The sequence below is a fragment of the Acinetobacter sp. CIP A162 genome, assembly GCF_000367905.1.
In the GTDB taxonomy this organism is placed as follows: domain Bacteria; phylum Pseudomonadota; class Gammaproteobacteria; order Pseudomonadales; family Moraxellaceae; genus Acinetobacter; species Acinetobacter lwoffii.
Genome location: NZ_KB849158.1, coordinates 633,976 through 659,413 on the forward strand (window position 1 = coordinate 633,976; position 25,438 = coordinate 659,413).

The window sequence follows — 25,438 nt, forward strand, 5'->3', positions numbered from 1 at the left end:
CGAAGGTTAAGCACTGTATTGGAGAAGATGAAACAGATATCTTTAATTTCCAACTATTTTACTTGGTTTTGTGAAATATTTTATGAAATCTTGGTGAATAGAAATAATGAAAAATGAATGATTGAGAGTAAAGAAAGGCAGATTATTTTGATGTAATAAATTTTTTTTATTGATCTTATGTGATCAAGCCACTTTAACCCTCTGTAATTAAAGTGGCTCTATGATCACAGACTATTTATGATTTTTATTGTTTTCAGATTTGTCTTGTTGATCCTTGGTGTTTTTATCCTGATCTTGTTTCGATTCATCCTTTTTGGACTGAGATTTGCTTTCTGAATCTGTATCTTTGGCATCTTGCTGCTGATCCGAATCACTTTCCTTCGATTGATTATCTTTCATTTTATTCATCGTATCAGTCGCCATCTGTTTCAGATCAGCGAACTTAACCGAGGCTTCGCTGAATAAGTCTGTGATTTTCTGTCTAGTATCTTCAAACTTATGCATGGCTTCATCTTTTAAATTTGCCATACTTGCCTGCTGATCGGTCTGACCATCTTTAGCATTTTGTTTATCTGACTTGTTAGATGATTTATCTTGAGATGTATGATCTGCTTTGGCCTTTTTCACATCATCCGAACCTTGCTCAGCATGTTGCTGGCCGTCAGATTTACCATGTTTCAGCTCATTCAGAAGCTTTTCACCTTTTTGCAATAGCTCCTCACCGATCGCAATCGCCTTGGCTTTTAGATCATCCATCTTAAAGCTTTCAGTTTTTTTATCGGACTGATTCTCTTGAGAACTGTCTTTTTGCGCTGATTGCTCAGCATTTGCATCTTTGCCGTTGTGCTGGGTATCAGACTTCTGATCAGCATGGGTCTGGGCACTTTGACCGTTCTTATGTTCCTGATTATGCTGTTTATCTATCTCGTTTTGCTTTTGCTCTTTAGCAAGCTGATCATTTAATTCGCGTGCATGTTGTTCTTTATCTTGATTTTGCTTCGACGTATTGTTTTGGTTCTGCTGAGTCATGAGGTACCCTCCTTAGGCATATCATATAAACAATCAGCCATTTTTTAGCACAAAGCATCACGCGAATCGGGCGAAGTAAGCAAACTGCAACAAAGCCTGTACATGTTGTTGCTATTGTTTGCAGGATGTAGCATGAGCTGAGTCAAATCTGTATTGAAAAGCTATATGCTAAAGATGATGCAGGCTTTTGTATTCGGGCTGTCCAAGTCCATCTATTCGCAGGGTTTCAGCAAAGCATTTCTTTGTAATCCCCTCGGCATCATGTAAAATTATGGCCCATTGCATAATGAATACGAATGAGAGAGTGAATCCGTGCGTAAAATTTTAGTCACCAATGCCCTTCCTTACGCCAATGGCCCGATTCATATGGGTCACTTACTTGGCTATATCCAAGCAGATATTTGGGTACGTGCCATGCGTGCGATGGGTCATGATGTGACTTATGTCTGTGCGGATGATGCTCACGGAACCGCGATCATGCTACGTGCCGAAGCGAATGGCATTTCACCTGAAGCGCAAATTGCCAATGTGCAAAAAGAACACATTCGTGACTTTGACGGTTTCGGTGTGCATTTCGATCATTATGATTCTACACATAGCGATACCAACCGTGCCCGTGCGTCAGAAATCTATGTGAAAAACCGTGATGCGGGCAATATTGCAGTTCGTCCGGTGACCCAGCTTTTTGATCCTGAAAAAGGCATGTTCCTGTCAGACCGTTTCATTAAAGGCACCTGTCCTAAATGTAAGGCGGAAGATCAGTACGGCGACTCATGTGAAGTCTGCGGTGCAACTTATAATGCGACAGAGTTGTTGAATCCGCATTCCACTTTAAGTGGCGCAACTCCAGTCGAAAAATCATCTGATCATTACTTCTTTAAATTGCCAAATTTTGGTGAATACCTGCAAAAATGGACTCGTGATGAAGGTCGCTTGCCGGTATCGATTGCCAACAAGCTGGACGAATGGTTTGAAAATGGCTTGAACGACTGGGACATCTCACGTGATGCGCCATACTTCGGTTTTGAAATTCCAGATGCGCCAAACAAATATTTCTATGTTTGGGTGGATGCGCCGATTGGTTATATGTCGAGCTTTGAAAACTACATCAAAACCAAACGTCCTGAATTGAATTTTGATGACTACTGGAAAAAAGATTCTGAAAATGAGGTGTATCACTTCATTGGTAAAGACATCGTGTATTTCCATGCCCTGTTCTGGCCGGCAATGCTTGAAGGTGCAAACTACCGCACGCCATCAGGCTTATTCGTGAATGGTTTCTTGACTATCAATGGCCAAAAGATGTCAAAATCTCGCGGCACATTTATTAAAGCGGAAACCTATTTAGAGCATTTAAATCCTGAATATCTACGCTATTACTTCGCGTCGAAACTTTCTGACAAAGTTGAAGATTCTGACCTGAACCTTGATGATTTCGTTCAGAAAGTAAATTCAGATTTGGTCGGTAAAGTCGTGAATATTGCCAGCCGTTGTGCAAAATTCATTAACACCAAATTTGACAACAAATTAAGCACTACATGTACTGAACCTGAATTGGTACAAAACTTTATTGATGCCGGTAGCTCAATTGCTCAGGCTTATGAAGCACGCGAATTCTCTGCGGCAATTCGTGAAATCATGGCGCTGGCAGACAAAGCCAACCAATACATCGATGAGAAGAAGCCTTGGGCACTTGCGAAACAGGAAGGTCAGGAACAACAGGTTCATGATGTATGTTCTGTGGGTATCAACCTGTTCCGTCAATTGGCGATTTATCTTGCGCCTGTATTGCCAACTTTGGCTCAGCAGGTTCAAGATTTCTTGCAATTAGCTTCTTTCGACTTCACTTCTCGTGAAACGATTCTGGTCGGTCATGAAATTGCATTATTCCAACCTTTAATGCAACGTGTTGACCCGAAAGCTGTAGCTGCGATGGTCGATGCATCTAAAGATTCTTTAGCTGCGCCTGCTGCTGAACCAGCAAAAGCTGAAAAGAAAAAAGAGAAGAAGATTGAAAAGAAAGCTGAACCTAAAGTCGGTGAAGCTGAAATCATTAATATTGATGATTTTATGAAAGTTGACCTGCGTGTGGCTGAAGTTTTGGAAGCTGCAACGGTTGAAGGTTCTGACAAGCTGCTTCAACTCACTTTAAATGTCGGTGAGGCTGAGCCACGTAATGTGCTCAGTGGTATTCGTGAGTTCTACCAACCTGAAGACTTAAAAGGCAAACTGGTGGTGATGGTGGCGAACCTTGCGCCACGTAAAATGCGTTTTGGGATCTCTAACGGTATGGTGCTAGCTGCGGGTAATGGCGACGGCGTTTGGGTGATTTCACCTGAATCTGGTGCTAAACCGGGTGATAAAGTGTCTTAAGATTTAAGTCATAAATAAAAAATTCCCTCTTTAAAGAGGGAATTTTTTATTCTTCCATTATTTTTTCCCATTGATACTGACAGTATCCACATAAACCTTCACTCCATGTAACCTCCTCAGGGCTTAGAGCTGTTTCACACCGTGAACATACATGATGGGCTTTTTCTTCACAGTGTAAACAGAAACCTTCTTCCATTGAATAAGTAGCTTCGCAACACTCTGGGCAAACTGTATAAGGGTCTTCTCCACCATCTTTATAATGATGATATCCATAATTTCTATTTTGATCTTCAGACACAGCTGAATTGATAACTGTTGTATAAGACATAATATTTTGACAGGATAAACAAATGTAATCTGTCTCTTTAATATCTACGCCGGTCTCAACTGGTTTTATTAAATCAGATCCACAATTCAAACAAACTGAGTTATTAAGCAGCTCTTCTTGCTTAGCACTCATATATATATTTCTCCCTAACTGGACTGCACAATCTTGTTTTTCAGCAGTATAAACTTCCCGTACATCCAATAGTTTGTTCCAATATTCTGTTCCAAATAAATCAGATGGCTCTTTTTCTAAATAATTACGGGTAAACGCGTTAATAATATTAAAACTATGAGCAAGAATAGACTCAATAGTTTTAGGGTTTTCATTACTAAAATAATGTTCAATGTTATTTCTATATGCCTGAATTTTATCTAGTTGTTTCCAATCAACAATTATATCCAGACTTTTAAAACGATCCTGAATGCCTTGTACATCCACTGTTTTTTTCCCGTCCCCTACAAAAGTAATTTCTCCATTTATAAATTTTGGGGTAATTTTTTGCTTTATCAGGACTTCATCACTATCTTCATCACTTAACTCTGCCAGATGATATTTAAATAGAAGTAAAATGCCAGAAAATAAGTTTCTAGTACAAGAGGTTAATCTCTTAGGATTCTTAGCAATCAACTCATAGTCTTCAATCCCTAATTGAATAGAATCAATTGCATTTTTTAAAATACTCATTTTGCTTGTCCTACTTATCTCATTATGCATTACTAAATTCAGTCTAAGCATCTAATTTAGTGGAATTATTTGGTTAAGATAACACCAAATATTTTAATAGTGAAAAAATCATAAAGGCATGCTAAAAAGATTTATCCTTTTAAAACTTATAAGAAACCTATGAAAAATTTAAAACCACTTTTCCTAGCCCTAGCTCTAAGCACCACAGCCATCACAACTTAAGCAGCTGAACCCACCACCATCACCTAAAAACAAGTCGCTGGCTAATCCCCTCATAAAATCCAAATATAAAAAAGCCTCTATTTCTAGAGGCTTTTTTTATTGCTGGGTCACTTAGCCTTGCAACACAAATTCCCAAATCACATAGCCCAGTCCAAAACCAAGTAGTGAATATAAGGTAATAATGAAAAATACAAAGCTGGCATTGTTTTTTCTTTTCCAAAAACTCATCGCGACACCCAAAGCTTGTTCGTAATACCCCATGTTAACGAGCTTTTCATAAAAAGTGAAATGTATCTAAGCATTTTATTTATAATAATATTTTCATTAAAAATAAATTCTTTACTTTCAAAAAATCAATATACAGATTCAGACTGATTTTTTAGTACAGATGCCAAATCAGCACTTCCATTTTAAAAAATGGTAAATATATTCATATTCTTTTTCGCTGGCATCCGTGCTAATACATAGAATTGACTTTAATTACATAAGAATAGCTATGAAATACTTCACTTCTTCTCTCGTCGTGTCATTGCTTGCTTTAGGTTCAATGGCGGGTATCTCTCAAACACATGCACAATCCGTTTCTAGCACCCAACAACAAAAACAGGTTCCCGGTTATTATCAACATAACTTCGGGGATTACCAAATTACTGCCCTGCTAGATGGCACCAATTATCTGTCCAAAGCCTTATTTAAAGATATTCCAGCAGCTCAAGCCGACCAGATATTGAAAAAATACTACGTCGATCAAGCTAAAGGCATCCAAACCTCCGTGAATGCCTTTCTGGTCAATACAGCCAAGGAAATGGTTCTGGTCGATAGTGGGACTTCAAGCTGTAATGGTCCACACCTAGGTTCAGTGTATTCCAATTTAAAGGCTTCAGGGCATAAACCTGAACAGGTCAATGCCATCCTGCTCACGCATTTACATCCAGACCATGTATGCGGTATAAGTAATAATAGTGTTGCCAATTTTCCCAATGCCAACATTTATGTGTCTCAAGCTGAACTGGATTTCTGGATGAATCCCACAACGGTAGAAAAATTACCAAAAGCCAAGCAGGCAGGTTTTTTGGGCACAGTCGATAAAATCAAGAAAGCCATTGCACCCTATCAGGCCAAGAATCAGCTCAAAACCTTTAAAACTGGCGATAAAATCCATGCTTTCGATGTTATCAGTTCGGCTGGACATACACCGGGGCATTTTGGTTTTAGCTTAAAATCTAAAGGTCAGCAGATGGTGTTTATTGGAGATATTGTGCACTCACATACGCTGCAGTTTGATCGCCCACAGACCGGCGTTGACTTTGATGTCGATCCGAAAAAGGCGATCGAAACCCGCTTAAAATATTTTGCTGAATATGCGAAAAATGGTCAGACGGTAGCAGCACCACATTTGCCATTTCCGGGGATTGGACATATTTATTCTAAAGACAATAAAAGCTATCAATGGATTCCGGTACATTTTAAAGATTAATTGAATACTTCAATAATTTTATCTAAGCATGAAACCCTAATTTTTTAGGGTTTCATTTATTTTAAATATCCTTCAGCCAGATTCCCTATGACTTGGTAAATTTAAAACTTGAATGACGCTTTGAAATTTAAAAGCAATAGTTTCGTTTATTTTTAAATTTTTTCTTAAAAATCTTTTACTTTTTACGTGCACCTTTAGCATGCTTTTTTAGCACCGTTTTTCTTACGATAAATATAAACACCTAAAAATATAATATAAATCTGAATTTTATGAACTCTCGCCATGTCTTAGTTTGGTGCAAAAAAATAGTAACGTGCTTTATATCGAGTCTTATCAATTTCAAGAAATTCTTCATCAAAATTTCCCTTGCTTAGCCCTCTTCTACAATCAATTTGCCTCTATATACTGATTTTCTTTTGTGATCCCGCGCACTAAATTGGAACGCACCATGCAAAATATAGACTTATTATTTCTTCTTCTCGGTGCAGTTCTAGTGCTTGCCATGCATGCTGGATTTGCTTTTTTAGAGCTTGGAACAGTTCGACATAAAAACCAGGTCAATGCCCTAAGTAAAATTTTAACTGACTTTGCCATCTCCGCCATCGCTTATTTTTTAGTGGGCTACTATATTGCCTACGGTCAGCACTTTTTCCATGATGCTGCAACCTTGTCTGCCGATCATGGCTACAATCTAATGCGCTGTTTTTTCCTGTTGACCTTTGCTGCAGCAATTCCAGCGATTATCTCTGGAGGAATTGCGGAACGTGCCAAAATGCGTTCACAGGCTTTAGCCACCCTATTCCTGGTTGCGCTGACCTATCCTTTTTTTGAAGGTATGATCTGGAATGGCAACCTTGGTTTTCAGGATTGGCTGACCCATGCATTTGGTGCAAGTTTTCATGATTTTGCCGGCTCAGTTGTCGTTCATGCAATGGGCAGCTGGATCGCACTGGCTGCAGTAATACTGCTTGGTGCGCGTCATGGCCGTTACAAAAAAGATGGCCGGATCACCGCGCATCCTCCTTCATCAATTCCTTTTTTGGCTTTAGGCTCCTGGATTCTGATTGTTGGATGGTTCGGTTTCAATGTCATGAGCGCGCAGCGGCTGGATGCCATTTCTGGGCTGATCGCTATTAACTCTTTGATGGCCATGGTCGGTGGAACAATAGCAGCCAAAGTTGCGGGGAAAGATGACCCGGGCTTCCTGCATAATGGTCCTTTAGCAGGTCTGGTGGCGATTTGTGCCGGATCAGATGTCGTTCATCCCTTGGGTGCTTTTTTTATCGGGATCAGCGCCGGTATTATTTTTGTGAAATTCTTTACCTATACCCAAAATAAACTCAAAGTGGATGACGTATTGGGAGTCTGGCCTTTACATGGCGTTTGTGGTGCTTTTGGTGGATTAGCTGTGGGTATTTTCGGTCAGCAATGGCTCGGAGGAATGGGAGGAGTGTCTTTAATTTCACAACTCACAGGTACGGTGCTGGCGATTGTCATTGCTTTGGCGGGTGGTTTTTTGGTGTATGGCCTGCTTAAGGTTTTGATGGGTATTCGCCTGACTGAGGAAGAAGAGTTCAACGGTGCAGACCTGTCGATTCATCGTATTTCTGCTAATTCGGAAGAAAATACTTTTTAATGGATATAAAAAAAGCCTCTAGGGCTAGCGGCTTTTTTTATTTATAAGCAGCACGTCTATACGAGATAATTACTTCATACCAAAGATCAGTTTTAAACCAAGTACCGTCATAACTGCGCCTGCGGCGCGGTCAAACAAAGCTTTAAACTTCAAATAAACACGACGTGGCTTTTCCGCAGATAATGCAACTGCGACCAGTGAACACCAGCCCGCATCAATAAAGAAACATAAGACAGGTAAAACAAAATAAAAATACGTTGGAATTTCTTTGGGCAATAACGCGGTAAAAATACTGGCAAGCACAATCGCAATTTTAGGATTGGACAACTGTGTAATTAAACCTGTGGTAAAGGCACGGCGTAAAGACATCTGTTTGGCAATGGCGACATCCGCTTCGATCGGATCTTTGGCATGTTTAATAATTTTAAACGCCAGCCAAAGCAAATATAAACCACCACAAATTTTTAAGGCCAGATAAGCCGAAGGTACAGCCAGCAAAAATGCCTGCAAACCCAGTACTGCCAGCAGACCAAAAATCGCTGCACCGAGACCAGTACCCAATGCAGTAAATAAACCATGTTTACGTGAAATGGCAATTGAATTTTTTGCCACATAAATAGAAGTCGGCCCGGGACTCATTGCACCTAACATCAGGGCAAAAGCAATCGAACCTAAAATCCAGAATGATTCCACGAGATAACCTGACTTAAAAATTGAAGGGCTATTTTAAGCACAAACCTGACAATTTGCTGTAAAAATTTCTGGATTTGTCATGAATTTTAACTATTGCAATTACTTAAGGTTTCAACTGATCCTGAGCACTCAAATGCTTGTCTAGCAGTTGATAATCCTGCTCATGTACAGGTACACCGCCAATAATCATGGTGCGGGTTTCTGTTTTAGGTTTGTTCATCGCATCATCACAGCCCGACAGACTGAGCAGCATGCCGACCCACACAGCACAGGATAATATTTTCATTATTCTACCCTCCTCAGGGTTTCCTCTGTTTAGATTAGCATTATTGTTTAAATAATCAGCGGAATATTTGTGACAATCTACGACCAATTCGATGGTGATCAGCTAATAATGGGCTATTCAAAAGCTCTGATTTTTAGCACTTCCGCTATAATGCTTACATCATGAACTTTGCGAAAGTTTATGTTTGAAACCATTGCCCAAAATATTCCAGATCAACAAATTAATTTTCACGATATTACTTTAACAATACGTCGTCTGGATCTGGTGCATCCGCAAATTTCGGGCAACAAGTTTTTTAAACTGAAATACAATTTTCTTGAAGCCAAAAGACAGGATTATCAGCATATTCTGAGTTTTGGAGGTGCTTATTCCAATCATATTGCCGCTACTGCATTTGCCTCACAGCAGTTTGGTTTTCAGAGTGTTGGTATGATTCGAGGTGAAGAACTGGCTGATCGACCATTGAATCCAACATTAGCCACCGCCCAGCAATTCGGGATGCAGTTGCATTTCGTCAGTCGTGATGAATATCGACGCAAGCAACAGCCTGAGTATTTGGCCGAACTCGCTCGACAATTTCCTGAACATTATATTATTCCTGAAGGTGGAACCAATGCTTTGGCGATTCAAGGTTGTCAGGAAATATTAAAAGATGGCGATGCGCAATTTGATGTGATTTGTTGTGCAGTAGGCACCGGTGGCACCATCAGTGGATTGATCGAAGCCAGTCATGGGCATCAACAGGTTTTAGGATTTTCTGCACTGAAAGGTTCATTTTTAAAAGATGAAATCGCTCAACTAACGAATAAAACCAACTGGAATATTCTCGATGATTATTGCTGTGGTGGCTATGCCAAAACCAGTGCAGCCTTGATGCAGTTTATCCGGGATTTTGAAGCGGAATTTGCAATTCCACTGGAGCAGATCTACACGGCTAAAATGCTGATGGGGATTTTTGATCTAATCGAGAAAAATTATTTTCCGGCTGGATCAAAACTGTTGGTGATTCATACTGGTGGTCTGCAAGGCCGTCATATTCCCTTTGATTTTATAGCAACTTAATCTTCAATCGGTTGATTGTTATTTAAGGCAATTAACCCTTTGACCAAGCGGTAGATATGCCAGATAAAGACCAGAAATACAATCAGGAAGCCAATCAAGATCACGGTTAATAAGCCACCGACGATATAGCCCAGCAAACTGATCCAGAAGGTTTTAATTTGCCAGTCGACATGACTTTCCAGCCAGGTACCGCGCATTTCATCACGCTTGATATAATTCATCACAATCGCAATAAATGGGGTCAGACCAAGAAAAAATCCTAAAATATAAAGAATATAAGTAATCAGATTATATTGTTTTAAATCTTCCGCGCTTGCCATTCGCTTTTCCTTGTTATTATCTTTTTAGTTTGTACAAAAACTATGCATGATTTTTAAGCAGCTTTCAAATATTTTATGTTTAAAATCCGCTGTAAATCTGCAATCACGGAACTGATTTTTCTGGAATAGAGAAAGCTGAAATAAAATTGTCTATAATGCTTCCCTTTTCTTCTCCCTTGAGTGTGTGATGTCTTCCAAGCAATACGATGTTCTAGTCATAGGTGCCGGTGCCTCAGGTTTAATGACGGCGTATATGGCTGCGCAACGTGGGCGTAAAGTCGTGGTGGTGGAAAAAGCCAACAAGGTTGGCAAAAAAATCCTGATGTCTGGCGGTGGTAAATGTAATTTCACCAATCTGGAAGTCGAACCGAGCAATTATATTTCACACAATCCACATTTTGTGATTTCAGCTTTAACGCGTTATACCAATTGGGACTTTATTGGCTTGGTATGTGAATACGGCATTGCCTATGAAGAGCGCAAACATGGACAGCTGTTTACCTTAAATGGTGCAAAAGATATCTTGTCGATGCTGCTGGCGGAATGTGACAAAACTGGGCTGGTCGATATCAAAACCAGCTGCGAAGTGAAAGCAGTCAATCCAGTCGATGATCAAGGCTTTCAGGTGGCGACCTCACTGGGATACTTTGAAGTTGAATCTGTCGTCGTGGCATCTGGCGGTTTATCTATTCCTACGCTTGGCGGTTCAGGCATTGGCTATGAGATTGCAAAACAGTTTGGACATCACGTCTATCCAACCCGTGCCGGACTGGTTCCATTTACTTTTTCTGACGGATTTAAAGAAGTCACGACACGCTTAAGCGGAAATGCTGTAGAAGCAACACTCTCCAATGAGCTTAATAGCTTTACCGAAGCGCTATTGTTTACCCATCGTGGTTTGAGTGGGCCAAGTTCCCTGCAACTTTCCAATTACTGGAATGTTGGTCAGAGCTTTAAGGTCGATTTCTTACCGAGTCTAGATTTACTGGATTTCTTTAAAACGAGAAAACAAAATCAGCCCAAAGTCTTGCTGCGTACATTACTGAATGAATATTTACCGAAAAGTGTGGTGGCTGAATTACAAAGTCTGATCTGGACTGAAAGCGCTGAAACTGCCATTGGCAATATCAGTGATGACAAGCTGGAACAGATTGCGGCACGTCTGCATGGCTTTGAAGTGAAACCTTCAGGAACAGAAGGCTACCGTACAGCGGAAGTGACTTTGGGTGGTGTAGACACCACGGAAGTATCCTCAAAAACCATGGAAAGTAAAAAGCAGAAAGGCTTGTATTTTATTGGTGAAGTGCTGGATGTCACCGGACATTTGGGCGGTTATAATTTCCAATGGGCATGGTCATCGGCACATGCCGCATCGGAATATATTTAATCAATAGATAATCTGGTTTGCTACTTAACTCATTCCAGATAGTCTGTTTTAAACAGGTTGAGATTGGCCGTATTTGTTAAACGGTCAATCGTCAGCTGCATTTTTTGAGCTTCTCGCAGAAATAGTGGTACGTCATCTGCTGAAGATGCCATGAATTTATGTTGGAGTGCTTTCCACATATTGTTGATCTCCTTTTCTTTATATTTTTAATGCAAGAAAAATACCAAAATCATTTTAGTATTCACTTGAATATTCTATATTTTTTAAAAAATAAATTCTATTACTAGTGACTGAGCAGGATTGACTTCTCAGTTAAATTCGTCTGTCTCTGGTATTTTCTTATCTAGCTCTCGCTCAGACTGCTCGTCCTGTGTGCTCTTCACAAAAATAAATCGATAGGCAGCGGTAAAAAAGCCAATCGTAATTCCTGCAATGACTAAAGGAGCCAGAACTTTGTTAGGTTTCTTGGTATTCATTCATTTTTCCTTATGACTGAACAAAATCGACCACATGAGCGTGGTCGATTTTGCTTAAAGATAACAGGTTATTTCAGGTCATCTTTTTTCTGAGTTGAACGGTCAATATCGACATCTGGCTCTTTTTCTCCGGTTGAACCAAATGGATTATTGGCTGGTGGATGAGTCGGATCGACTTTTACTGAATCTGGTACGGCCTGATCCGCATCCGGATTGACAGGATCAATACCTAATGACTCATCATCCTGTGGTGCAGTGGTAAGGATTGCCGGGGTAGTATGGGATAAATCCGTACTCATAGGCGTACTCTTGTCTGAATCCTGATTTGGCACGATGCCTGCTCCTGGAGTTGTGATTGAGGAATCGCTAGTACCCGTAGCAGTTTGCGAACCACCAGAGGACTGGCTCATTGAGCTATCTGTAGAACTCATACCCATCGCCGCACCTGTAGTACCTGACATGTCGGCTGCACTTGTACCTGTGGTCTTGCTACCTAATCCAGAAAATATGCTGTTCTCAGCTTTTTCTTTGACTGGGTTAGGGTCTTTGGCTTCTCGTTTGGCTTTATCAATCAAATCTGTGAGTACACGCTCCGCAGGTTGACGACCACCCAAACCAAATGCCAAGGCAAATGCCACTGCTACAGCACCCAAAGTTAGACCAAATGCCAAGTTAACAATTGAATCGGCAATACCCATGGCACGCAGACCCATTGCCACAACGAGTCCCATGATCAGAACACGAACCAGATTGGCTAACCAGCGTGAGCTGTTATATTCACCACGTTGTACGATATTCGCAACAATATTTGCCAGCCAGAAACCGATTACCAGAATCACCGCACCGAGCAGGATATTGGCACCGAAGTAGATGAACATTGCAATAAGACCACTGATCTGTTCAAAGCCCAGACGGTTCGCTGCTTCAGATACCGCAAATAGCATGGTGAATAAAACGATCAGGAAACCGACTACACTGGAAAGTTTAGTCGTGCCTAAAAAACGCTGGATATCCAGTTTGGCAGGAATTTCATCAACACCTGTACCGGCAACTACTTCAACTACCAGACGTGCTACCAGTTTAGAGACCACATACGCCAGAATCAGAATCAACGCAGCAGCGATAATATTCGGAATGGCATTCATGATTTCATATAGCATGGCTGTAGCAGGCTGAGAAATGGCCTCGATACCCAATGCTTCAAATGCAATGATCAGTGCCGTAATGATCACCACGGCGAAGATAAATGAACCAATCACCTGAGAAACATTCGAGTTTTTGAAGATGCCTACTTTTTCAGCATGTTGCTGTACGTTCAGACTGTTTAATAGTCCTTCAACAATACCGCGCACAATTTTCGCCAGGATATAACCGACAAAAATGATGACTGCAGCAATGAAGATGTTTGGTAAGTAACTAACAACATCGGTCAGCATATTCTGAACTGGTAACAGCAGACCGTTGAGACCCAGAATAGACAGCACGATTGGCAAGAACAGTAATAAAATTAACCAGTAAGCAATTTCACTGATGTTTTTACTAATCGGACTGACACCGACTTCAGCACTGAGTTTTTCATCGAGTTGCGTTCGGTCTAGCAGTTTTTGTAGCCCTATCTTCACCAGATTGGCCACAATCCAACCTATGAATCCGACTGCAATTGCACCTAGTAACTGCGGGATAAATAACAGGAACTGCTGGATCATATTACTGAATGGACCGCTGACACTGGTAAGATTGAGCACGTTCAGCGCACCAATCACGGCAATAATCAGAATAATCCAGAACACGACGCGGGCGATAATGCTCTCCACATTGGAGTGATGACCTGTCGCCGTATTTAAATGTGTATTGGTGCCCAGTTTCTGCAAGAGCTTTTTAACGCCTGCCGAGACCAGTAACGCAATGATCCAGCCAAGTACTAATATGGCAATTGCACTAAGAATGGGATGGAATTGATCCCAGTAGTACATGGCATCGAAGCCACCACGCGGGCTTCTCATATAATCATTCATGTTGTTCTACCCTCTTTGTTATTAAGCTATTTATCTGAAATCGGGGGCATCTCCCTGAAACAATCAGCCCCTTCTTTTTCCGGATTCATATTAGATTTGATGTTTTCAGACTCAAGCCAGGTAGATGGCACTACCTTAAAACATCACCATCCATTGCAAAAAAGCCCCAGTGGTTCACTAGAGCTTTTCAGGTATTTTCAGTTATTGAGTCGCCTGTCCATCAGTCGCAGTTGCTGTTGCTTCTGTGCCATCACCCACGGTTGCTGTAGCTTCCGTCCCCTCATTCATGGTAGCCGTGCCTTGTGTAGGCTCACCGACTGGAGTTGAATTATTTGGGGTAGCAGGCTGTACATTCGGATTTGGATGTCCTGCAGGAGCATCATTCGCATCTGGATTCATGTCAGCAAACATATAGAACAGTAGTGCGAGTAAAAAAATACCGACCAAAATCAAGATATAAACAGGGATACGCTTTTTCTGCGTCACGTCTGCCTGATGATTTAAAGGTGGTTTTTTATTGAAATCATCGACCATAACCATCCTCACTCTTTGTTATTCATAAGTAGATTTTTAGAATAACAAGCTGTGAATAGGGCTTCTGTGACAAAACATGGTGAGATGGTGACGGGATGTAAGTCACTAATCCATCAGAATTCTCTGCTAGATGCTACTTTAAAATAGCCGTTTGGCTGGGCTATGTTGCATATCGACTGGGGTTTCGTGTTCATCTTTCAACTGCACCCCTGAAAGCTGTAACTCACAGGATTTACGCATCAATGCGACCAGTCGCTGGATAGCCAGTGGATAGGCCAAGCCCGCAGAACGGACATTGGAAATACAGTTGCGCAAGGCATCATGACACCCTTTAAAAGCATTATAAGTGTAATAAATTCCCATACTATCGGGTGAGCTCAAACCCGGCCGTTCGCCAATTAGCATGACCAGCATTTTCGCCTGTAAAATTTCTGCCAATTCATCACCCAGTGCCACACGACTGCCACGGGCAATCACTAAGGGGGCAATCTGCCAGCCTTGTTCTTTGCATGCCTCTAGCAAGGCCGAAATAAAATGCAGGCTATTTTCCTCAATGGCACGTGCTGATAGTCCATCTCCCAGCACAATGGCTACATCCCAATGTTGCTGATGTTCGGCCCGGTATTGCTGCAATATCGTTTTGGACTGTTCTGAAAGCACACGCCCAAGATCGGGACGTTTAAGATAAAGATCTTTCTCTACCGCCTGGCTTTCAATTTCCAGAATAGGCAGTCCCGTTTTAGCTAAGCCAGATTTTAAGAATTCAACATCAAGTGGCTTCAGTACCGCATCTTTAGCTTGCGCATGTGCCAACTGAAATTCCAGACTTGGTCGAGTCGGCAAGCTGCCCCCAGTTCGACCTAAGGCAATCCGTGCATCAGTAAAGGCTTTTAATTTTTGCCAGGGATTATCCTGTAATTGGGACTCAAATTTCACATCGGCAATCAGTTTCATAGTACTTCCTCAAGACAGGATTAGACGTGAAAATTGCTTCGGCAACTCTGTTGGCCAGTGCAGCTGATTAGACTGTTGCGCCAAAATTCCCTGATGCTCCAGCCAGTAGTCAAATTCGGGTGCCGGTTTTAATCCCAGTAATTGCCGGATGTAGAGCGCATCATGAAAGGAGGTCGTCTGATAGTTCAACATCACGTCATCTGAACCGGGAATACCCATGATAAAATTCAATCCGGCATTGGCAAGCAAGGTCAGCAGTGCATCCATATCATCTTGATCGGCATCGGCATGATTGGTGTAGCAAATATCACAGCCCATTGGCACACCGAGCAGCTTGCCACAGAAATGATCTTCCAGCCCGGCCCGGATAATCTGCTTGCCGTTATACAGATATTCTGGCCCGATAAAGCCGACTACAGTATTGACCAGCAAGGGATTAAACTTACGCGCCACGGCGTAGGCACGCGCTTCCAGGGTCTGTTGATCCACGCCATGATGGCCATTGCTGGATAAGGCACTGCCCTGTCCGGTTTCAAAATACATGACATTTTGGCCCACTGTGCCGCGTTGCAGGCTTAAGGCAGCTTCATAGCCTTCCTGCAGCAGCGCCAGATTGATACCGAAACCAGTATTGGCTGTTTAGGTTCCCGCAATGGGCTGGAACATCAGATCAATCGGAACATTTTTATTTGCCAGCTGAATGCCAGAAGTAATATGGGTCAAAACACAAGATTGAGTCGGAATCTCATATTCCTGAATGACATGATCGAGCAGTTTGAGCAGCTCAGTCAAATTCTGCAGATTATCTGTGGCCGGATTAATCCCGATCACGGCATCACCATTGCCATACATTAGTCCATCCAGAATCGAAGCTGAAATGCCTATCAGATCATCAGTCGGGTGGTTCGGCTGCAAGCGGGTAGAAAGATGCCCTGCCAGCCCGATGGTATTTCTGAACCGAGTCACTACTCGGCATTTTTTTGCCACCAGAATCAGATCCTGATTGCGCATAATTTTGCTCACTGCTGCGACCATTTCCGGAATCAAGCCCATTTTTAAAGCAGCAAGTTTTTCTGTGGTGGCATCTGCACTCAGCAGCCAGTTACGAAAATCCCCCACAGTAAAATGCGAGATCGGATAAAAGACATCAGCATCATGTTCATCCATAATCAGGCGGGTGATTTCATCCTCTTCATAAGGAACCACAGCTTCTTGCAAAAACTGCTGTAATGGTACTTCTGCCAGACACATTTGTGCAGCAACACGCTCGGTTGCATCAGTGGCCACAATCCCTGCCAGCTGATCGCCAGAACGTTCAGGCGTAGCCTTAGCCAACAGGGTTTTTAAATCCTCAAAGACATAATGCTGACTGGCCACATTAATCTGATACAACATAAGCAAGTTCTCCCTGCTAGATAATTTATTTCAATTCCTTTTCTGCTGCCTCGATACGGGCAAATTCTTCTTCCGGTGTCCCGGCCACCAGATGATGGCGGCTATACAGCAGAAAATAGAGAATCAGTGCAACGTAAATGGCAGCTGCCATTAACCAGACTTTTGGATCGACCAGAAAGCCTGCCACCACGGCAATCGCAGCAAGTACCAGCGCAATGGACGCAGTCACAATACCGCCCGGTGCCTGATAAGGACGTACCAGATTCGGCCGGGACAATTTCAGTTTGATATAAGACATCATCATCAAAACATAGGAAATGGTGGCACCAAAGACCGCCATCAGAATCAGCAGATCACCTTCACCTGAAAGGGACAGCAGGAAGCCAATAATCCCCGGAATAATGATGGCCAAATAAGGTGCATGATTGCTGTTGGTTAAGGACAATTTTTTCGGTAAATAACCGGCACGTGAGAGCGCAAAAATTTGACGGGAATAGGCATAGATAATCGAGAAGAAACTGGCAATCAGACCAGCGAGACCGACAAAATTCACGAAACTTGCCATCCAGGTATTGGCACCATAGACCGCCACCAAGGCATCCACCAGCGGTGCACCGGAATTTTTCAGCGTATCTGCACCTGCTGCGCCAGGACCGAGTAACAAAATACTTAGCGCAAAGAATGCCAGAATCAGCATGGAACCAATCAGGCCACGCGGCAAGGATTTAGCTGGCTCTTTGGCCTCCTCTGCTGCCAGCGGGACACCTTCAACTGCCAGAAAAAACCAGATCGCATAAGGCACTGCTGCCTAGATGCCCAGATAGCCCAATGGCAGGAAACTGCTTGCACCCGCCGCTTCCGTACTGACCGCAATATCAAACAGGTTTGCACTATTAAAATGAGGCAACATGCCAAAGATAAACACCATCAAGGCAACCGCAGCAATTGCGGTAATCACAAACATGATCTTGAGTGCTTCACCTGCACCTTTCAGATGCAAGCCCATAAAAACCAGATAGCTCACCAGATAAATGATCCAGCCGCCAATACCAAACAAGGCTTCGCAATAGGCACCAATGAAACAGGCAATTGCTGCCGGAGCAATGGCATATTCAATCAGGATGGCACTCCCGGTCAGATAGCCGCCAAAGGGACCAAAAGCAGTACGAGCAAAACTGTAACCCCCACCTGCAGTCGGCAGCATGGTCGACATTTCGGACATGGCCAGACACATACACAGATACATGAATGCCACCACAATGGTCGCAATAAACATGCCTCCCCACCCCCCCTGTGCCAAACCAAAATTCCAGCCAGCGAAGTCACCGGAAATCACATACGCGACCCCCAGACCGACGAGAAGCAGCCAACCTACGGCGCCTTTCTTGAGCTGGCGCAAGGCAAAATAATCTTCTTGTACTGCTGTTTCAGTCACACTGGTATCAATCACACTTTTTGACTCTGACATAGCAACCTCGTTGTTTTTATCGTTGTTCCCTGAAGATATGCATAAGCCATACCGGTTCCGCAGGCTTTAGTGAAGACAGTTGAGACGCTGCCTTTCAGCGATGAAATGCGTTATAATTATCCACCTTCTCATTTATACACCCGAGTTATATGGCGTATCGTCAACAAAGTGTATCGCTTGATCTTGATACTGACGTCACACATCAATGTACGCTGCACTACAGCCGTGATCAGCATCTGATTGGAATTATTGAATTTAGCAAGCCAAGCTTCCTGCTTCGCTGGCAGGATCTGGAATATTTCCGTCGTCGTACCGAAGAATTTTCCGTGATGCCTTTTCCGGACTGTGTGAATGCGATGATTATCGATATTCGAGATGTGACAGCATGGCTGGATAATGAAGTGCCGATTATTCCATGGCGTTTACTGGAAGAAGACTGTCCAGTGCGCCTGGTGGTGCCTGCAGACCGTATTGAGCACTATGCCGGATTTTTTGAACCGACCTGGCTCAGTCCCGATGTCGAAACCGCCATTCAGGAAATCCGTGAATCAATGGATATGTTTGTGCATTAAGCTTGAATCGAAAAAACCTCCGCAATGGGCAATGCTGTTTACTTAAGCATTTGAATCATTTTGGAATTCATTAGAGAATCCGATGTCAGGTTTGGCATCGGATTTTTTTATGGTATTTCAGCAGGATATTTTAGATCTTAACAATCTGTTTAAGCTCTCGAATCTGAGTACTTTTATTCACAATATCCCCGTTGAGTGGGTCAAGTCCACACTCAGGTTGAGCAGTCCCGCGACTATTCGCAGGCGGTGCTTGCCTGCGGATCAGGTACTTTGGCTGGTTCTTGGAATGGCGATTTTCCGTGATGTCCTCATCCATGAAGCAGCAAGAAGACTCAATATTTGCACTCAGTGGTTAGCCTCTTATGACTTGCTGACGCGCATTAGTCTAACCAATACACGTAAACATCTTGGTGCAGATTCTGTGGAGTGGCTATTTCACCAGACCGATCAGCACTGGGGACAAGAGCATTATCCGGCTGGGCTGTCGGAACTTAGACAGGGATAGGTAGTTTGTTTTAGAGAGGCCTACAAGGCTTCGGAGAGTCAAAATGTTAAAAAACCGTTATCCCTTAGATCACAATGCCGCTCCTGTTAAAGGAACCGCATTGCCTTCAAGCAGGGGGTTTTGCTCATAAATCCTTCAACCTTACCAGTAATTCTCGACCGCAATATTTCCTTCACCACGACGGTTCATGGTCAGGCCACGAGCTTTTAAGGCTTCTTTGGTATCATCGACCATATCCGGGTTACCACAAAGCATGACATGCGTCGTTTCCGGATTAAACGCGATACCTGCTGCCTTTTCCAGCTCACCATTGGCAATCAAAATCGGTAAACGGTCGTGTAAAGGTGCATCGGGTTCACGGGTAATAATCGGGATAAATTTAAAACCAGTATGTCCTTCGCCAAAGGTTTCAGCGATTTCCTGAATCCGGTCTACATAAGCGAGTTCTGCCCGGGTGCGTACACTATAAACCAGATTAATTTTTTCGTATTTGCTCCAGGTTTCAAAGTCTTGCAACATGCAAATAAACGGTGCCAGCCCCGTACCGGTACCCAGTAACCATAGATCTTTAGGCAAAGGCAATTGATAACGTGCCAGAGTCAGATAACCATAAGGAATTTTTTCCAGATGCAGCTCATCCCCGACTTTGAGGTGCTGTAAATTGGAGGTAAATTTACCTTCTGGAACGACAATCGAGAAAAACTCCAGAGTTTCATCAAAAGGAGAGGACACTACCGAATAGGCACGAACCACCAGTTCATCCCCCACTTGCAAACCAATACGCGCAAACTGCCCTGCGGTAAACTTAAAATGTGCCGGGCGTGTCATCGTAAAACTAAATAATGTATTGGTCCAACGGTGTACAGATAAAACTTTTTCTCGGGTAAATTTTTCAATTGACATGATTTCAACGTGGCATGAAAGACTGTGCTCATGGTAGCATGGCAACATAATTTATTAATATTTTTTAAATGTTAAGGCTCTACTCATGCGCATGACTTTACGCCAATTGGCTGTTTTTGTAGCAGTGGCACAAGAGGGTACCGTAACGAAGGCTAGCGATGCCGTCAAGCTTACACAAAGTGCGGCTAGTATGGCTTTAGCAGATCTGGAAGATGGTCTGGGTGCTCCACTATTTGACCGTCTAGGCAAACGTTTACAGCTGAATGACCTGGGGCGCTTTCTTCTCCCTCAAGCCCTGGAAATTTTAGGTCGTTGTGAATCTTTTGAACAAGTCGCTAAAGGTGAGCTTCAAAGTATCGATTTACGTTTAGGTGCAACCCTGACGATTTCAGATTACCTGATTCCTGACCTAATGGCCGATTTCTTGAAAATCAAGCCGCAAGCACATTTACAGCTTCAAGTCGGTAATACCCGTCAAATGATTGAAGCGGTGAATCAGTTCCAGCTGGATCTTGCCTTAATTGAAGGTTCATGTCATTTGCCACAGCTCCAATGTATCCATTGGCGTGATGATGAGCTGGCCGTGTGCTGTGCGCCAGACCATCCCCTTGCGCAATTGAACCGTGAACTAACCGCTGAAGATTTCAAATCTGTTGAATGGATTCTGCGTGAAGAAGGTTCAGGTACCCGTGAGGTGTTTGACAATGCCATCTTGAAAGATGTGCCAGATGCCAATATCCGTCTGACACTCGGTCATAATGAAGCAATTTTGAAAATTGTAGCGGGCGGAATCGGCATGTCCTGTATTTCCAAACTTGCGATTGAGCCTTTACGTGAAAAAGGTCAATTGGTAATTCTGGATACACCATTCTGGTCGCTGACTCGTCCTCTGTTCATGCTGGTACATCGCCAGAAATATCAGGGTCCAGGTCTGAGAGCCTTTATGAATTTTTGTGAAAGCTAAAATATTAAAAGCACCGTAAGGTGCTTTTTTTATGATTCATCAAAACTGACTTTCACAGGGTATCCCATCTCCGTCACCATCCATTTTAGTATTGGGACAGTTACGAATAAAAAATAATGCTTCCTCATAAGAACCCATCTGACTACAGTGTTCTCGACCATCGCATTTAAATTGAGACATAGATGGCGAAACCGTTTCTGAAGTTTTCGAATTAATGGGGTTATTTTGGCTTCTTAACTCAGTGCCGCGATTTTCGAGGTTCTTCCTACCTTGCTCAGATAATCCTTGCATAGCTAGATCACCTTGCGCTGCTCGCTGCTCAGCGACAATTCTTTGCTGCTCTACTATCAGTCCTTCAAGCTTTTGCTGTTTTTGAACTTGGTAGCTTTGGTATTTGTTATAAATAAGAACAGCAAGAATCACAATAATCACCAGTCCTGATATTGTGATTATTTTTGATGTAGTTGATAATTTTTTCTTTTCATAACGTGGAGAGGCTTTGGTTTCAATATCTTCATGTAGATCATTATTTTGTGCAACAGGCACTTCTTGCTTAATATCCAAGCGAACAATATGGTCCGCCTTAAACTTTCCATTATCTTCCACAATTAAAAACTTTAATTTTTCCCCAATTCTTGGCGGAACATTTTTATTGGGAAAGTCTTTGACATGAAAAAATAAATCTTTAGATTGCCCTTCGATCTGAATAAAACCAAAACCACGATCTTCGTTATAGGTTTTGATTTTCCCCTCTTGAAACATAATTCGCTCTTATCTCTAATATTTTTTATGATTGTAATCAAAAAGAGACTGAAAAGCTTTTGTCAAATTCTCTAAAGCAGAAACAAAAAACTAGAAGTTTTTTTATGACAGAAGAATAGATCCCAAGTTAAAATTAAAAAATTAAAATTTCCTTTTTATTTATACTTCGCCAAAAATCATAAAGCCAACAGCTGATACCAATGCTAGCCAAAGGGTCGGACTAAAGAAAAGTGAATTACGTACCGGAACAGGCACTGTAGGTGCCAAGGATTGCAAGGCGACGACTTCTGGCACAAATTCATCCTGCACTTTAATATCCAGACGTACTATGTTGTCTAATGCCATGCTGCCTTGTTGGGGAATGATTCTAAATTTAAGCCGCTCTCCAATTTGTGGCTCAATTTCAGGCGAAGGTAAATCCTGTAACTTGAAACTTAACTCTTGAGCTTCCCCTACCAACTCCAAAGTACCCATACCACGTTCGGAATCGTAAGTTTTAATTTTTCCATCCGTAAACATGACATTTCTCTCTATAGAATTCATTTAATTTGTATTCTAAGCCAAAGGAAATGTTCAGCAGTGTTGCTGTTTGGTGGATTTTTTATGTGTTGTCTGTCTCTTTGAATATATAAGCGGTGATGCTATAAAAAAAGAGGCTTGAAAGCCTCTTTTAGAATGTAACCAAACACGATTAAGTATGAAGATTATCTATTAACCACGGAAGTTGTTTAACAATGCCGATGTAATTGATTTATTGTGTGTTGCCACTTTGGTTTTTTTAGCTTTCTTTGAGTTGTCTTCGACACGTTCAATCTTAATCGCTTTGTACTTATCGCCATTTTCAACAACATTAAATTTCACACGTTCATTGCGTTTTGGCTCGCCTTCTGCCACAGGGAAGTCTGAAATATGGAAGAATACATCTCCCTCAGCACAGCCAATAAAACCGAAACCTTTGGCAGGGTCATACTGTTTGATTTTGCCCTGATACAATTCATCTTTCATGCTATTGTCCTATCCTGAAAATGCCCTGTCTACATTATATAAAAAAGAGGCTGTAGTAGCCCCTTTTTTCATCATATTCAAAAATTAGTCTTTTTGAACTGAACCAAAGATTTTATCGCCAGCATCGCCAAGACCTGGAACGATATAACCATTTTCATTTAAGCCATTATCGATAGAAGCAGTAAAAATCACAACATCCGGATGCGTAGCTTCTACACGCTTAATGCCTTCTGGAGCAGCAACCAGAACCATCACACGAATGTCTTTACAGCCGCTGGCTTTCAGTACATCAATTGCAGCCACTAAAGAAGAACCTGTGGCCAACATTGGATCAATGATCATCGCGATACGGTTTTGTACGTCTGGAACCAGTTTTTTATAATAGGTACGTGCTTCCAGAGTTTCTTCATCACGCTCTAAACCGAGTACCGATACTTTTGCACTTGGAATCAGGTTCAGGAAACCGTCGAGCATGCCAATACCGGCACGTAGAATTGGCACAACCGTGATTTTTTTACCCGCAATACGGTCAACTGTAACAGCACCATTCCAGCCATCAATATCATGTTCAACCATTGGCAGGTCTTTAGTTGCTTCATAAGTTAGAAGCATGGTCACTTCTTGAGCTAACTCACGGAAATTCTTGGTACTGATATCTGCACGACGGAGTAAACCAAGCTTATGTCGAATGAGTGGATGACGGATTTCATGGATTGCCACGGGAGAACACCTAAAAGGTTAAAGATAAATTTCCGCTATTATAAAGGCTTTTATTGATTTGTATAAATAAAAAAGCCCCCAATCATGGAGGCTTTTTTGTAATAACGTCAATCTTTGCAGATATTAGTTAAAACCACTTTGAACCAAAGTGAAAATGAACTGTTGCAATTCAGGTGACATGGCAAAGAATGCATATTTAGACACTGCAATCACCGGATCTGGGTAGACACCGATCACAAGTACCGCAAGCGCAGCAAGAAGTACCATGATACCACCGACTTTTTGACCCCAATGATTCACCGCATCTAGACGTGGTGTTTCAGGTGGTGTCATGTAAAGCACAACCATCACACGTAGGTAGTAGTACAAACCGATACCAGAACCCAAGATAACCATCGCAGTCAGGAACCAGGCTTCGCCTGCAACCGCAGTTTTAATTACCAGGAACTTACCGATAAAGCCGGCAGTTAAAGGAATACCTGCAAGAGACAGCATCATCACTGTCAATACAGCAGTTAATACTGGACGGCGCCAGAACAAACCACGGTATTCAGCCAGACTACCCGCTTCATCCGTATTGTTATACGGACTAGACATTAGCGTAACAACACCGAACGCACCGATCGTCGTTAATACATAGGTAATCACATAAACGTTTACACTTTCAAAAGTTGCAAAACCTTGAACTTGTAAGAAATCCGTATTACGTGAACTTACGATGGCAACCAGCAAATAACCAAAGTGTGCAATTGAAGAGTATGCCAAGATACGTTTCAAGTTCACCTGGCGAACCGCCAGCAAGTTACCAGCAAGGATAGACAGAACCGCAATAATCGAAATGATCGTTACGAAGCTGTCCGCCAGGATTAAACCTGAAGACAATGCATAACGAACAAACAGACCGATCATGGCTACTTTCGCAACAGTCGCAAGGAAAGTTGCGATTGGCGCTGGGGCACCCGCGTATACGTCTGGTGTCCATTTGTGGAATGGTGCCAGCGATAATTTAAATGCTACTGCAAATACAATTAATGCCAGACCAATCACGACAGCCGGTTGACTGAATACAGTAAACAGTTTACCCGGTTCCGCAACGAAACTTAAAGTACCTGTATATGCATAAATATATGCCATACCCATGAGCAGCATTGCAGACGCAGTTGCTGAAAGCACCAGATATTTCACACCCGCTTCAAGCGATTGAGAACGTTGATGTGTATATGCCAACAAGCCATATACAGGAATCGACATCAACTCAAGGCTGATAAAGAATGATGCATAGTGTGAGCTAGCCACCATTAGCATGGCACCCGCAACGGATGTCAGCATCAGGATATACAGCTCTTCACGGTTATCTTTATAGGTTTCGATATACGCGTGAGATAGCGTTGCACATGCAAGTGCAGCAATCAAAATCACAAACTGGTACAGCATCGTAAATGGATCTACGATGAACAGATTCATCACGTTGGCAGGTGCAAACACGCCCGCCAACAAAACGAAAATGATATAGAACGCAGCAAGGTTTAAGCCAATCACCGTGGTGGTAGCCACCAGGTTATGGTTACGCTTGATTGCGGTCAGCAACATCACGACGATCGCAGTTAACGACACGATCATCACAGGTGCTAGAGGCATAAGCTCAGAAAAAGACATTGTGAAGTTCAT

The 25,438-nt window shown here is 42.3% G+C and carries 24 protein-coding genes and 3 pseudogenes; 8 read left to right on the forward strand and 19 right to left on the reverse strand.

What is annotated here, in order from left to right; all coding sequences use genetic code 11:
* Positions 1-231: 231 nt before the first annotated feature.
* Positions 232-1,029, reverse strand: a complete 798-nt coding sequence (locus F995_RS05725; protein WP_004645855.1) for a putative sodium/potassium/calcium exchanger — start codon at positions 1,027-1,029, stop codon at positions 232-234.
* A gap of 312 nt (positions 1,030-1,341) precedes the next feature.
* On the opposite strand from F995_RS05725, the gene metG reads away from it, so the two are divergent.
* A complete protein-coding gene (gene metG, locus F995_RS05730; protein ID WP_004645856.1) occupies positions 1,342-3,402 on the forward strand; it encodes a methionine--tRNA ligase in 2,061 nt (686 codons plus the stop codon).
* Between the two features lie 46 nt (positions 3,403-3,448).
* Here the strand turns inward: metG and F995_RS05735 are convergent, their stop codons facing one another.
* Positions 3,449-4,414: a type 2 periplasmic-binding domain-containing protein gene (locus F995_RS05735; RefSeq protein WP_004645859.1), complete on the reverse strand. Its 966-nt coding sequence runs from the start codon at positions 4,412-4,414 to the stop codon at positions 3,449-3,451.
* Positions 4,415-4,747: 333 nt separating this feature from the next.
* On the reverse strand, positions 4,748-4,864 hold the full coding sequence (locus tag F995_RS16620; RefSeq protein WP_086044934.1) for a hypothetical protein: 117 nt from the start codon (positions 4,862-4,864) through the stop codon (positions 4,748-4,750).
* A 268-nt stretch (positions 4,865-5,132) separates the two neighbouring features.
* Between F995_RS16620 and F995_RS05740 the strand changes: the two genes are divergently transcribed.
* Positions 5,133-6,113: an MBL fold metallo-hydrolase gene (locus F995_RS05740; protein WP_004645860.1), complete on the forward strand. Its 981-nt coding sequence runs from the start codon at positions 5,133-5,135 to the stop codon at positions 6,111-6,113.
* A 448-nt stretch (positions 6,114-6,561) separates the two neighbouring features.
* The gene (locus F995_RS05745; RefSeq protein ID WP_004645861.1) at positions 6,562-7,749 is read left to right on the forward strand and encodes an ammonium transporter; all 1,188 of its coding nucleotides are present in this window, start codon (positions 6,562-6,564) and stop codon (positions 7,747-7,749) included.
* A gap of 69 nt (positions 7,750-7,818) precedes the next feature.
* Here the strand turns inward: F995_RS05745 and F995_RS05750 are convergent, their stop codons facing one another.
* The gene (locus F995_RS05750; protein WP_004645862.1) at positions 7,819-8,442 is read right to left on the reverse strand and encodes a LysE family translocator; all 624 of its coding nucleotides are present in this window, start codon (positions 8,440-8,442) and stop codon (positions 7,819-7,821) included.
* Between the two features lie 103 nt (positions 8,443-8,545).
* Positions 8,546-8,728 carry an NF038215 family lipoprotein gene (locus F995_RS05755; protein ID WP_004645864.1) on the reverse strand — a complete coding sequence of 61 codons (183 nt, stop codon included), beginning with the start codon at positions 8,726-8,728 and terminating at the stop codon, positions 8,546-8,548.
* Positions 8,729-8,908: 180 nt separating this feature from the next.
* On the opposite strand from F995_RS05755, the gene F995_RS05760 reads away from it, so the two are divergent.
* Entirely contained in the window at positions 8,909-9,790 is an 882-nt protein-coding gene (locus F995_RS05760; RefSeq protein ID WP_004645865.1) for a 1-aminocyclopropane-1-carboxylate deaminase/D-cysteine desulfhydrase, read from the forward strand.
* Here F995_RS05760 and F995_RS05765 read toward each other — a convergent pair.
* Positions 9,787-10,110 carry a DUF4870 family protein gene (locus tag F995_RS05765; RefSeq protein ID WP_004645866.1) on the reverse strand — a complete coding sequence of 108 codons (324 nt, stop codon included), beginning with the start codon at positions 10,108-10,110 and terminating at the stop codon, positions 9,787-9,789. The genes F995_RS05760 and F995_RS05765 overlap by 4 nt on opposite strands.
* Positions 10,111-10,297: 187 nt before the next feature.
* Here F995_RS05765 and F995_RS05770 point away from each other — a divergent pair, with 187 nt between their 5' ends.
* Positions 10,298-11,497, forward strand: a complete 1,200-nt coding sequence (locus tag F995_RS05770) for a BaiN/RdsA family NAD(P)/FAD-dependent oxidoreductase (protein WP_004645867.1) — start codon at positions 10,298-10,300, stop codon at positions 11,495-11,497.
* Positions 11,498-11,526: 29 nt separating this feature from the next.
* On the opposite strand, the gene F995_RS16770 is transcribed toward F995_RS05770, so the two are convergent.
* The 7 genes and pseudogenes from F995_RS16770 to eat form a co-directional block, all read right to left on the reverse strand.
* Positions 11,527-11,676 (reverse strand): hypothetical protein, encoded by a 150-nt coding sequence (locus F995_RS16770; RefSeq protein ID WP_004645868.1) that lies wholly within the window; start codon positions 11,674-11,676, stop codon positions 11,527-11,529.
* Between the two features lie 129 nt (positions 11,677-11,805).
* Positions 11,806-11,973, reverse strand: coding sequence for a hypothetical protein (locus F995_RS16775; protein WP_004280748.1), 168 nt, complete (start codon positions 11,971-11,973; stop codon positions 11,806-11,808).
* A gap of 68 nt (positions 11,974-12,041) precedes the next feature.
* Positions 12,042-13,988 (reverse strand): mechanosensitive ion channel, encoded by a 1,947-nt coding sequence (locus F995_RS05775; RefSeq protein ID WP_004280750.1) that lies wholly within the window; start codon positions 13,986-13,988, stop codon positions 12,042-12,044.
* 201 nt (positions 13,989-14,189) lie between these two features.
* Positions 14,190-14,522 (reverse strand): hypothetical protein, encoded by a 333-nt coding sequence (locus F995_RS05780; protein WP_004645869.1) that lies wholly within the window; start codon positions 14,520-14,522, stop codon positions 14,190-14,192.
* A gap of 138 nt (positions 14,523-14,660) precedes the next feature.
* Positions 14,661-15,476, reverse strand: coding sequence for an ethanolamine ammonia-lyase subunit EutC (gene eutC, locus F995_RS05785; protein WP_004280754.1), 816 nt, complete (start codon positions 15,474-15,476; stop codon positions 14,661-14,663).
* 9 nt (positions 15,477-15,485) lie between these two features.
* Positions 15,486-16,871, reverse strand: a pseudogene (locus F995_RS05790) (ethanolamine ammonia-lyase subunit EutB).
* A gap of 25 nt (positions 16,872-16,896) precedes the next feature.
* Positions 16,897-18,339, reverse strand: a pseudogene (eat, locus tag F995_RS05795) (ethanolamine permease).
* Positions 18,340-18,488: 149 nt separating this feature from the next.
* Between eat and F995_RS05800 the strand changes: the two are divergent.
* Positions 18,489-18,911 (forward strand): hypothetical protein, encoded by a 423-nt coding sequence (locus tag F995_RS05800; protein WP_004280758.1) that lies wholly within the window; start codon positions 18,489-18,491, stop codon positions 18,909-18,911.
* A gap of 109 nt (positions 18,912-19,020) precedes the next feature.
* Positions 19,021-19,383: pseudogene (locus F995_RS05805) on the forward strand (transposase domain-containing protein); the annotation flags it as partial.
* Between the two features lie 174 nt (positions 19,384-19,557).
* On the opposite strand, the gene F995_RS05810 reads toward F995_RS05805, so the two are convergent.
* Positions 19,558-20,319, reverse strand: coding sequence for a ferredoxin--NADP reductase (locus tag F995_RS05810; protein WP_004280760.1), 762 nt, complete (start codon positions 20,317-20,319; stop codon positions 19,558-19,560).
* Positions 20,320-20,404: 85 nt separating this feature from the next.
* Here F995_RS05810 and gigC point away from each other — a divergent pair, with 85 nt between their 5' ends.
* Positions 20,405-21,283: a LysR family transcriptional regulator GigC gene (gene gigC / locus F995_RS05815; RefSeq protein WP_004280761.1), complete on the forward strand. Its 879-nt coding sequence runs from the start codon at positions 20,405-20,407 to the stop codon at positions 21,281-21,283.
* A gap of 39 nt (positions 21,284-21,322) precedes the next feature.
* Here the strand turns inward: gigC and F995_RS05820 are convergent, their stop codons facing one another.
* The 5 genes from F995_RS05820 to nuoN form a co-directional block, all read right to left on the reverse strand.
* On the reverse strand, positions 21,323-22,045 hold the full coding sequence (locus F995_RS05820) for a cold shock domain-containing protein (protein WP_004280762.1): 723 nt from the start codon (positions 22,043-22,045) through the stop codon (positions 21,323-21,325).
* 159 nt (positions 22,046-22,204) lie between these two features.
* Positions 22,205-22,564, reverse strand: a complete 360-nt coding sequence (locus F995_RS05825; RefSeq protein ID WP_004645874.1) for a hypothetical protein — start codon at positions 22,562-22,564, stop codon at positions 22,205-22,207.
* Positions 22,565-22,756: 192 nt separating this feature from the next.
* Positions 22,757-23,050 carry a cold shock domain-containing protein gene (locus F995_RS05830; RefSeq protein WP_004280764.1) on the reverse strand — a complete coding sequence of 98 codons (294 nt, stop codon included), beginning with the start codon at positions 23,048-23,050 and terminating at the stop codon, positions 22,757-22,759.
* An 84-nt stretch (positions 23,051-23,134) separates the two neighbouring features.
* A complete protein-coding gene (gene upp, locus F995_RS05835) occupies positions 23,135-23,770 on the reverse strand; it encodes a uracil phosphoribosyltransferase (RefSeq protein ID WP_004280765.1) in 636 nt (211 codons plus the stop codon).
* A gap of 123 nt (positions 23,771-23,893) precedes the next feature.
* Positions 23,894-25,438: an NADH-quinone oxidoreductase subunit NuoN gene (gene nuoN / locus F995_RS05840; protein WP_004645875.1), complete on the reverse strand. Its 1,545-nt coding sequence runs from the start codon at positions 25,436-25,438 to the stop codon at positions 23,894-23,896.

Excerpts from the sequence above, each read along its gene's own strand:
- F995_RS05740 (WP_004645860.1), top strand. The coding sequence starts at position 5,133 with ATGAAATACTTCACTTCTTCTCTCGTCGTGTCATTGCTTGCTTTAGGT.
- nuoN (WP_004645875.1), bottom strand. The coding sequence starts at position 25,438 with ATGAACTTCACAATGTCTTTTTCTGAGCTTATGCCTCTAGCACCTGTG.
- F995_RS16775 (WP_004280748.1), bottom strand. The coding sequence starts at position 11,973 with ATGAATACCAAGAAACCTAACAAAGTTCTGGCTCCTTTAGTCATTGCA.
- F995_RS05725 (WP_004645855.1), bottom strand. The coding sequence starts at position 1,029 with ATGACTCAGCAGAACCAAAACAATACGTCGAAGCAAAATCAAGATAAA.
- F995_RS05820 (WP_004280762.1), bottom strand. The coding sequence starts at position 22,045 with ATGTTTCAAGAGGGGAAAATCAAAACCTATAACGAAGATCGTGGTTTT.
- F995_RS05770 (WP_004645867.1), top strand. The coding sequence starts at position 10,298 with ATGTCTTCCAAGCAATACGATGTTCTAGTCATAGGTGCCGGTGCCTCA.
- F995_RS05765 (WP_004645866.1), bottom strand. The coding sequence starts at position 10,110 with ATGGCAAGCGCGGAAGATTTAAAACAATATAATCTGATTACTTATATT.
- F995_RS05755 (WP_004645864.1), bottom strand. The coding sequence starts at position 8,728 with ATGAAAATATTATCCTGTGCTGTGTGGGTCGGCATGCTGCTCAGTCTG.
- F995_RS05800 (WP_004280758.1), top strand. The coding sequence starts at position 18,489 with ATGGCGTATCGTCAACAAAGTGTATCGCTTGATCTTGATACTGACGTC.
- eutC (WP_004280754.1), bottom strand. The coding sequence starts at position 15,476 with ATGAAACTGATTGCCGATGTGAAATTTGAGTCCCAATTACAGGATAAT.
- F995_RS05775 (WP_004280750.1), bottom strand. The coding sequence starts at position 13,988 with ATGAATGATTATATGAGAAGCCCGCGTGGTGGCTTCGATGCCATGTAC.
- F995_RS05780 (WP_004645869.1), bottom strand. The coding sequence starts at position 14,522 with ATGGTCGATGATTTCAATAAAAAACCACCTTTAAATCATCAGGCAGAC.
- F995_RS05830 (WP_004280764.1), bottom strand. The coding sequence starts at position 23,050 with ATGAAAGATGAATTGTATCAGGGCAAAATCAAACAGTATGACCCTGCC.
- F995_RS16770 (WP_004645868.1), bottom strand. The coding sequence starts at position 11,676 with ATGTGGAAAGCACTCCAACATAAATTCATGGCATCTTCAGCAGATGAC.
- F995_RS05760 (WP_004645865.1), top strand. The coding sequence starts at position 8,909 with ATGTTTGAAACCATTGCCCAAAATATTCCAGATCAACAAATTAATTTT.
- gigC (WP_004280761.1), top strand. The coding sequence starts at position 20,405 with ATGCGCATGACTTTACGCCAATTGGCTGTTTTTGTAGCAGTGGCACAA.
- F995_RS05825 (WP_004645874.1), bottom strand. The coding sequence starts at position 22,564 with ATGTTTACGGATGGAAAAATTAAAACTTACGATTCCGAACGTGGTATG.
- F995_RS05810 (WP_004280760.1), bottom strand. The coding sequence starts at position 20,319 with ATGTCAATTGAAAAATTTACCCGAGAAAAAGTTTTATCTGTACACCGT.
- F995_RS05745 (WP_004645861.1), top strand. The coding sequence starts at position 6,562 with ATGCAAAATATAGACTTATTATTTCTTCTTCTCGGTGCAGTTCTAGTG.
- F995_RS16620 (WP_086044934.1), bottom strand. The coding sequence starts at position 4,864 with ATGAGTTTTTGGAAAAGAAAAAACAATGCCAGCTTTGTATTTTTCATT.
- F995_RS05735 (WP_004645859.1), bottom strand. The coding sequence starts at position 4,414 with ATGAGTATTTTAAAAAATGCAATTGATTCTATTCAATTAGGGATTGAA.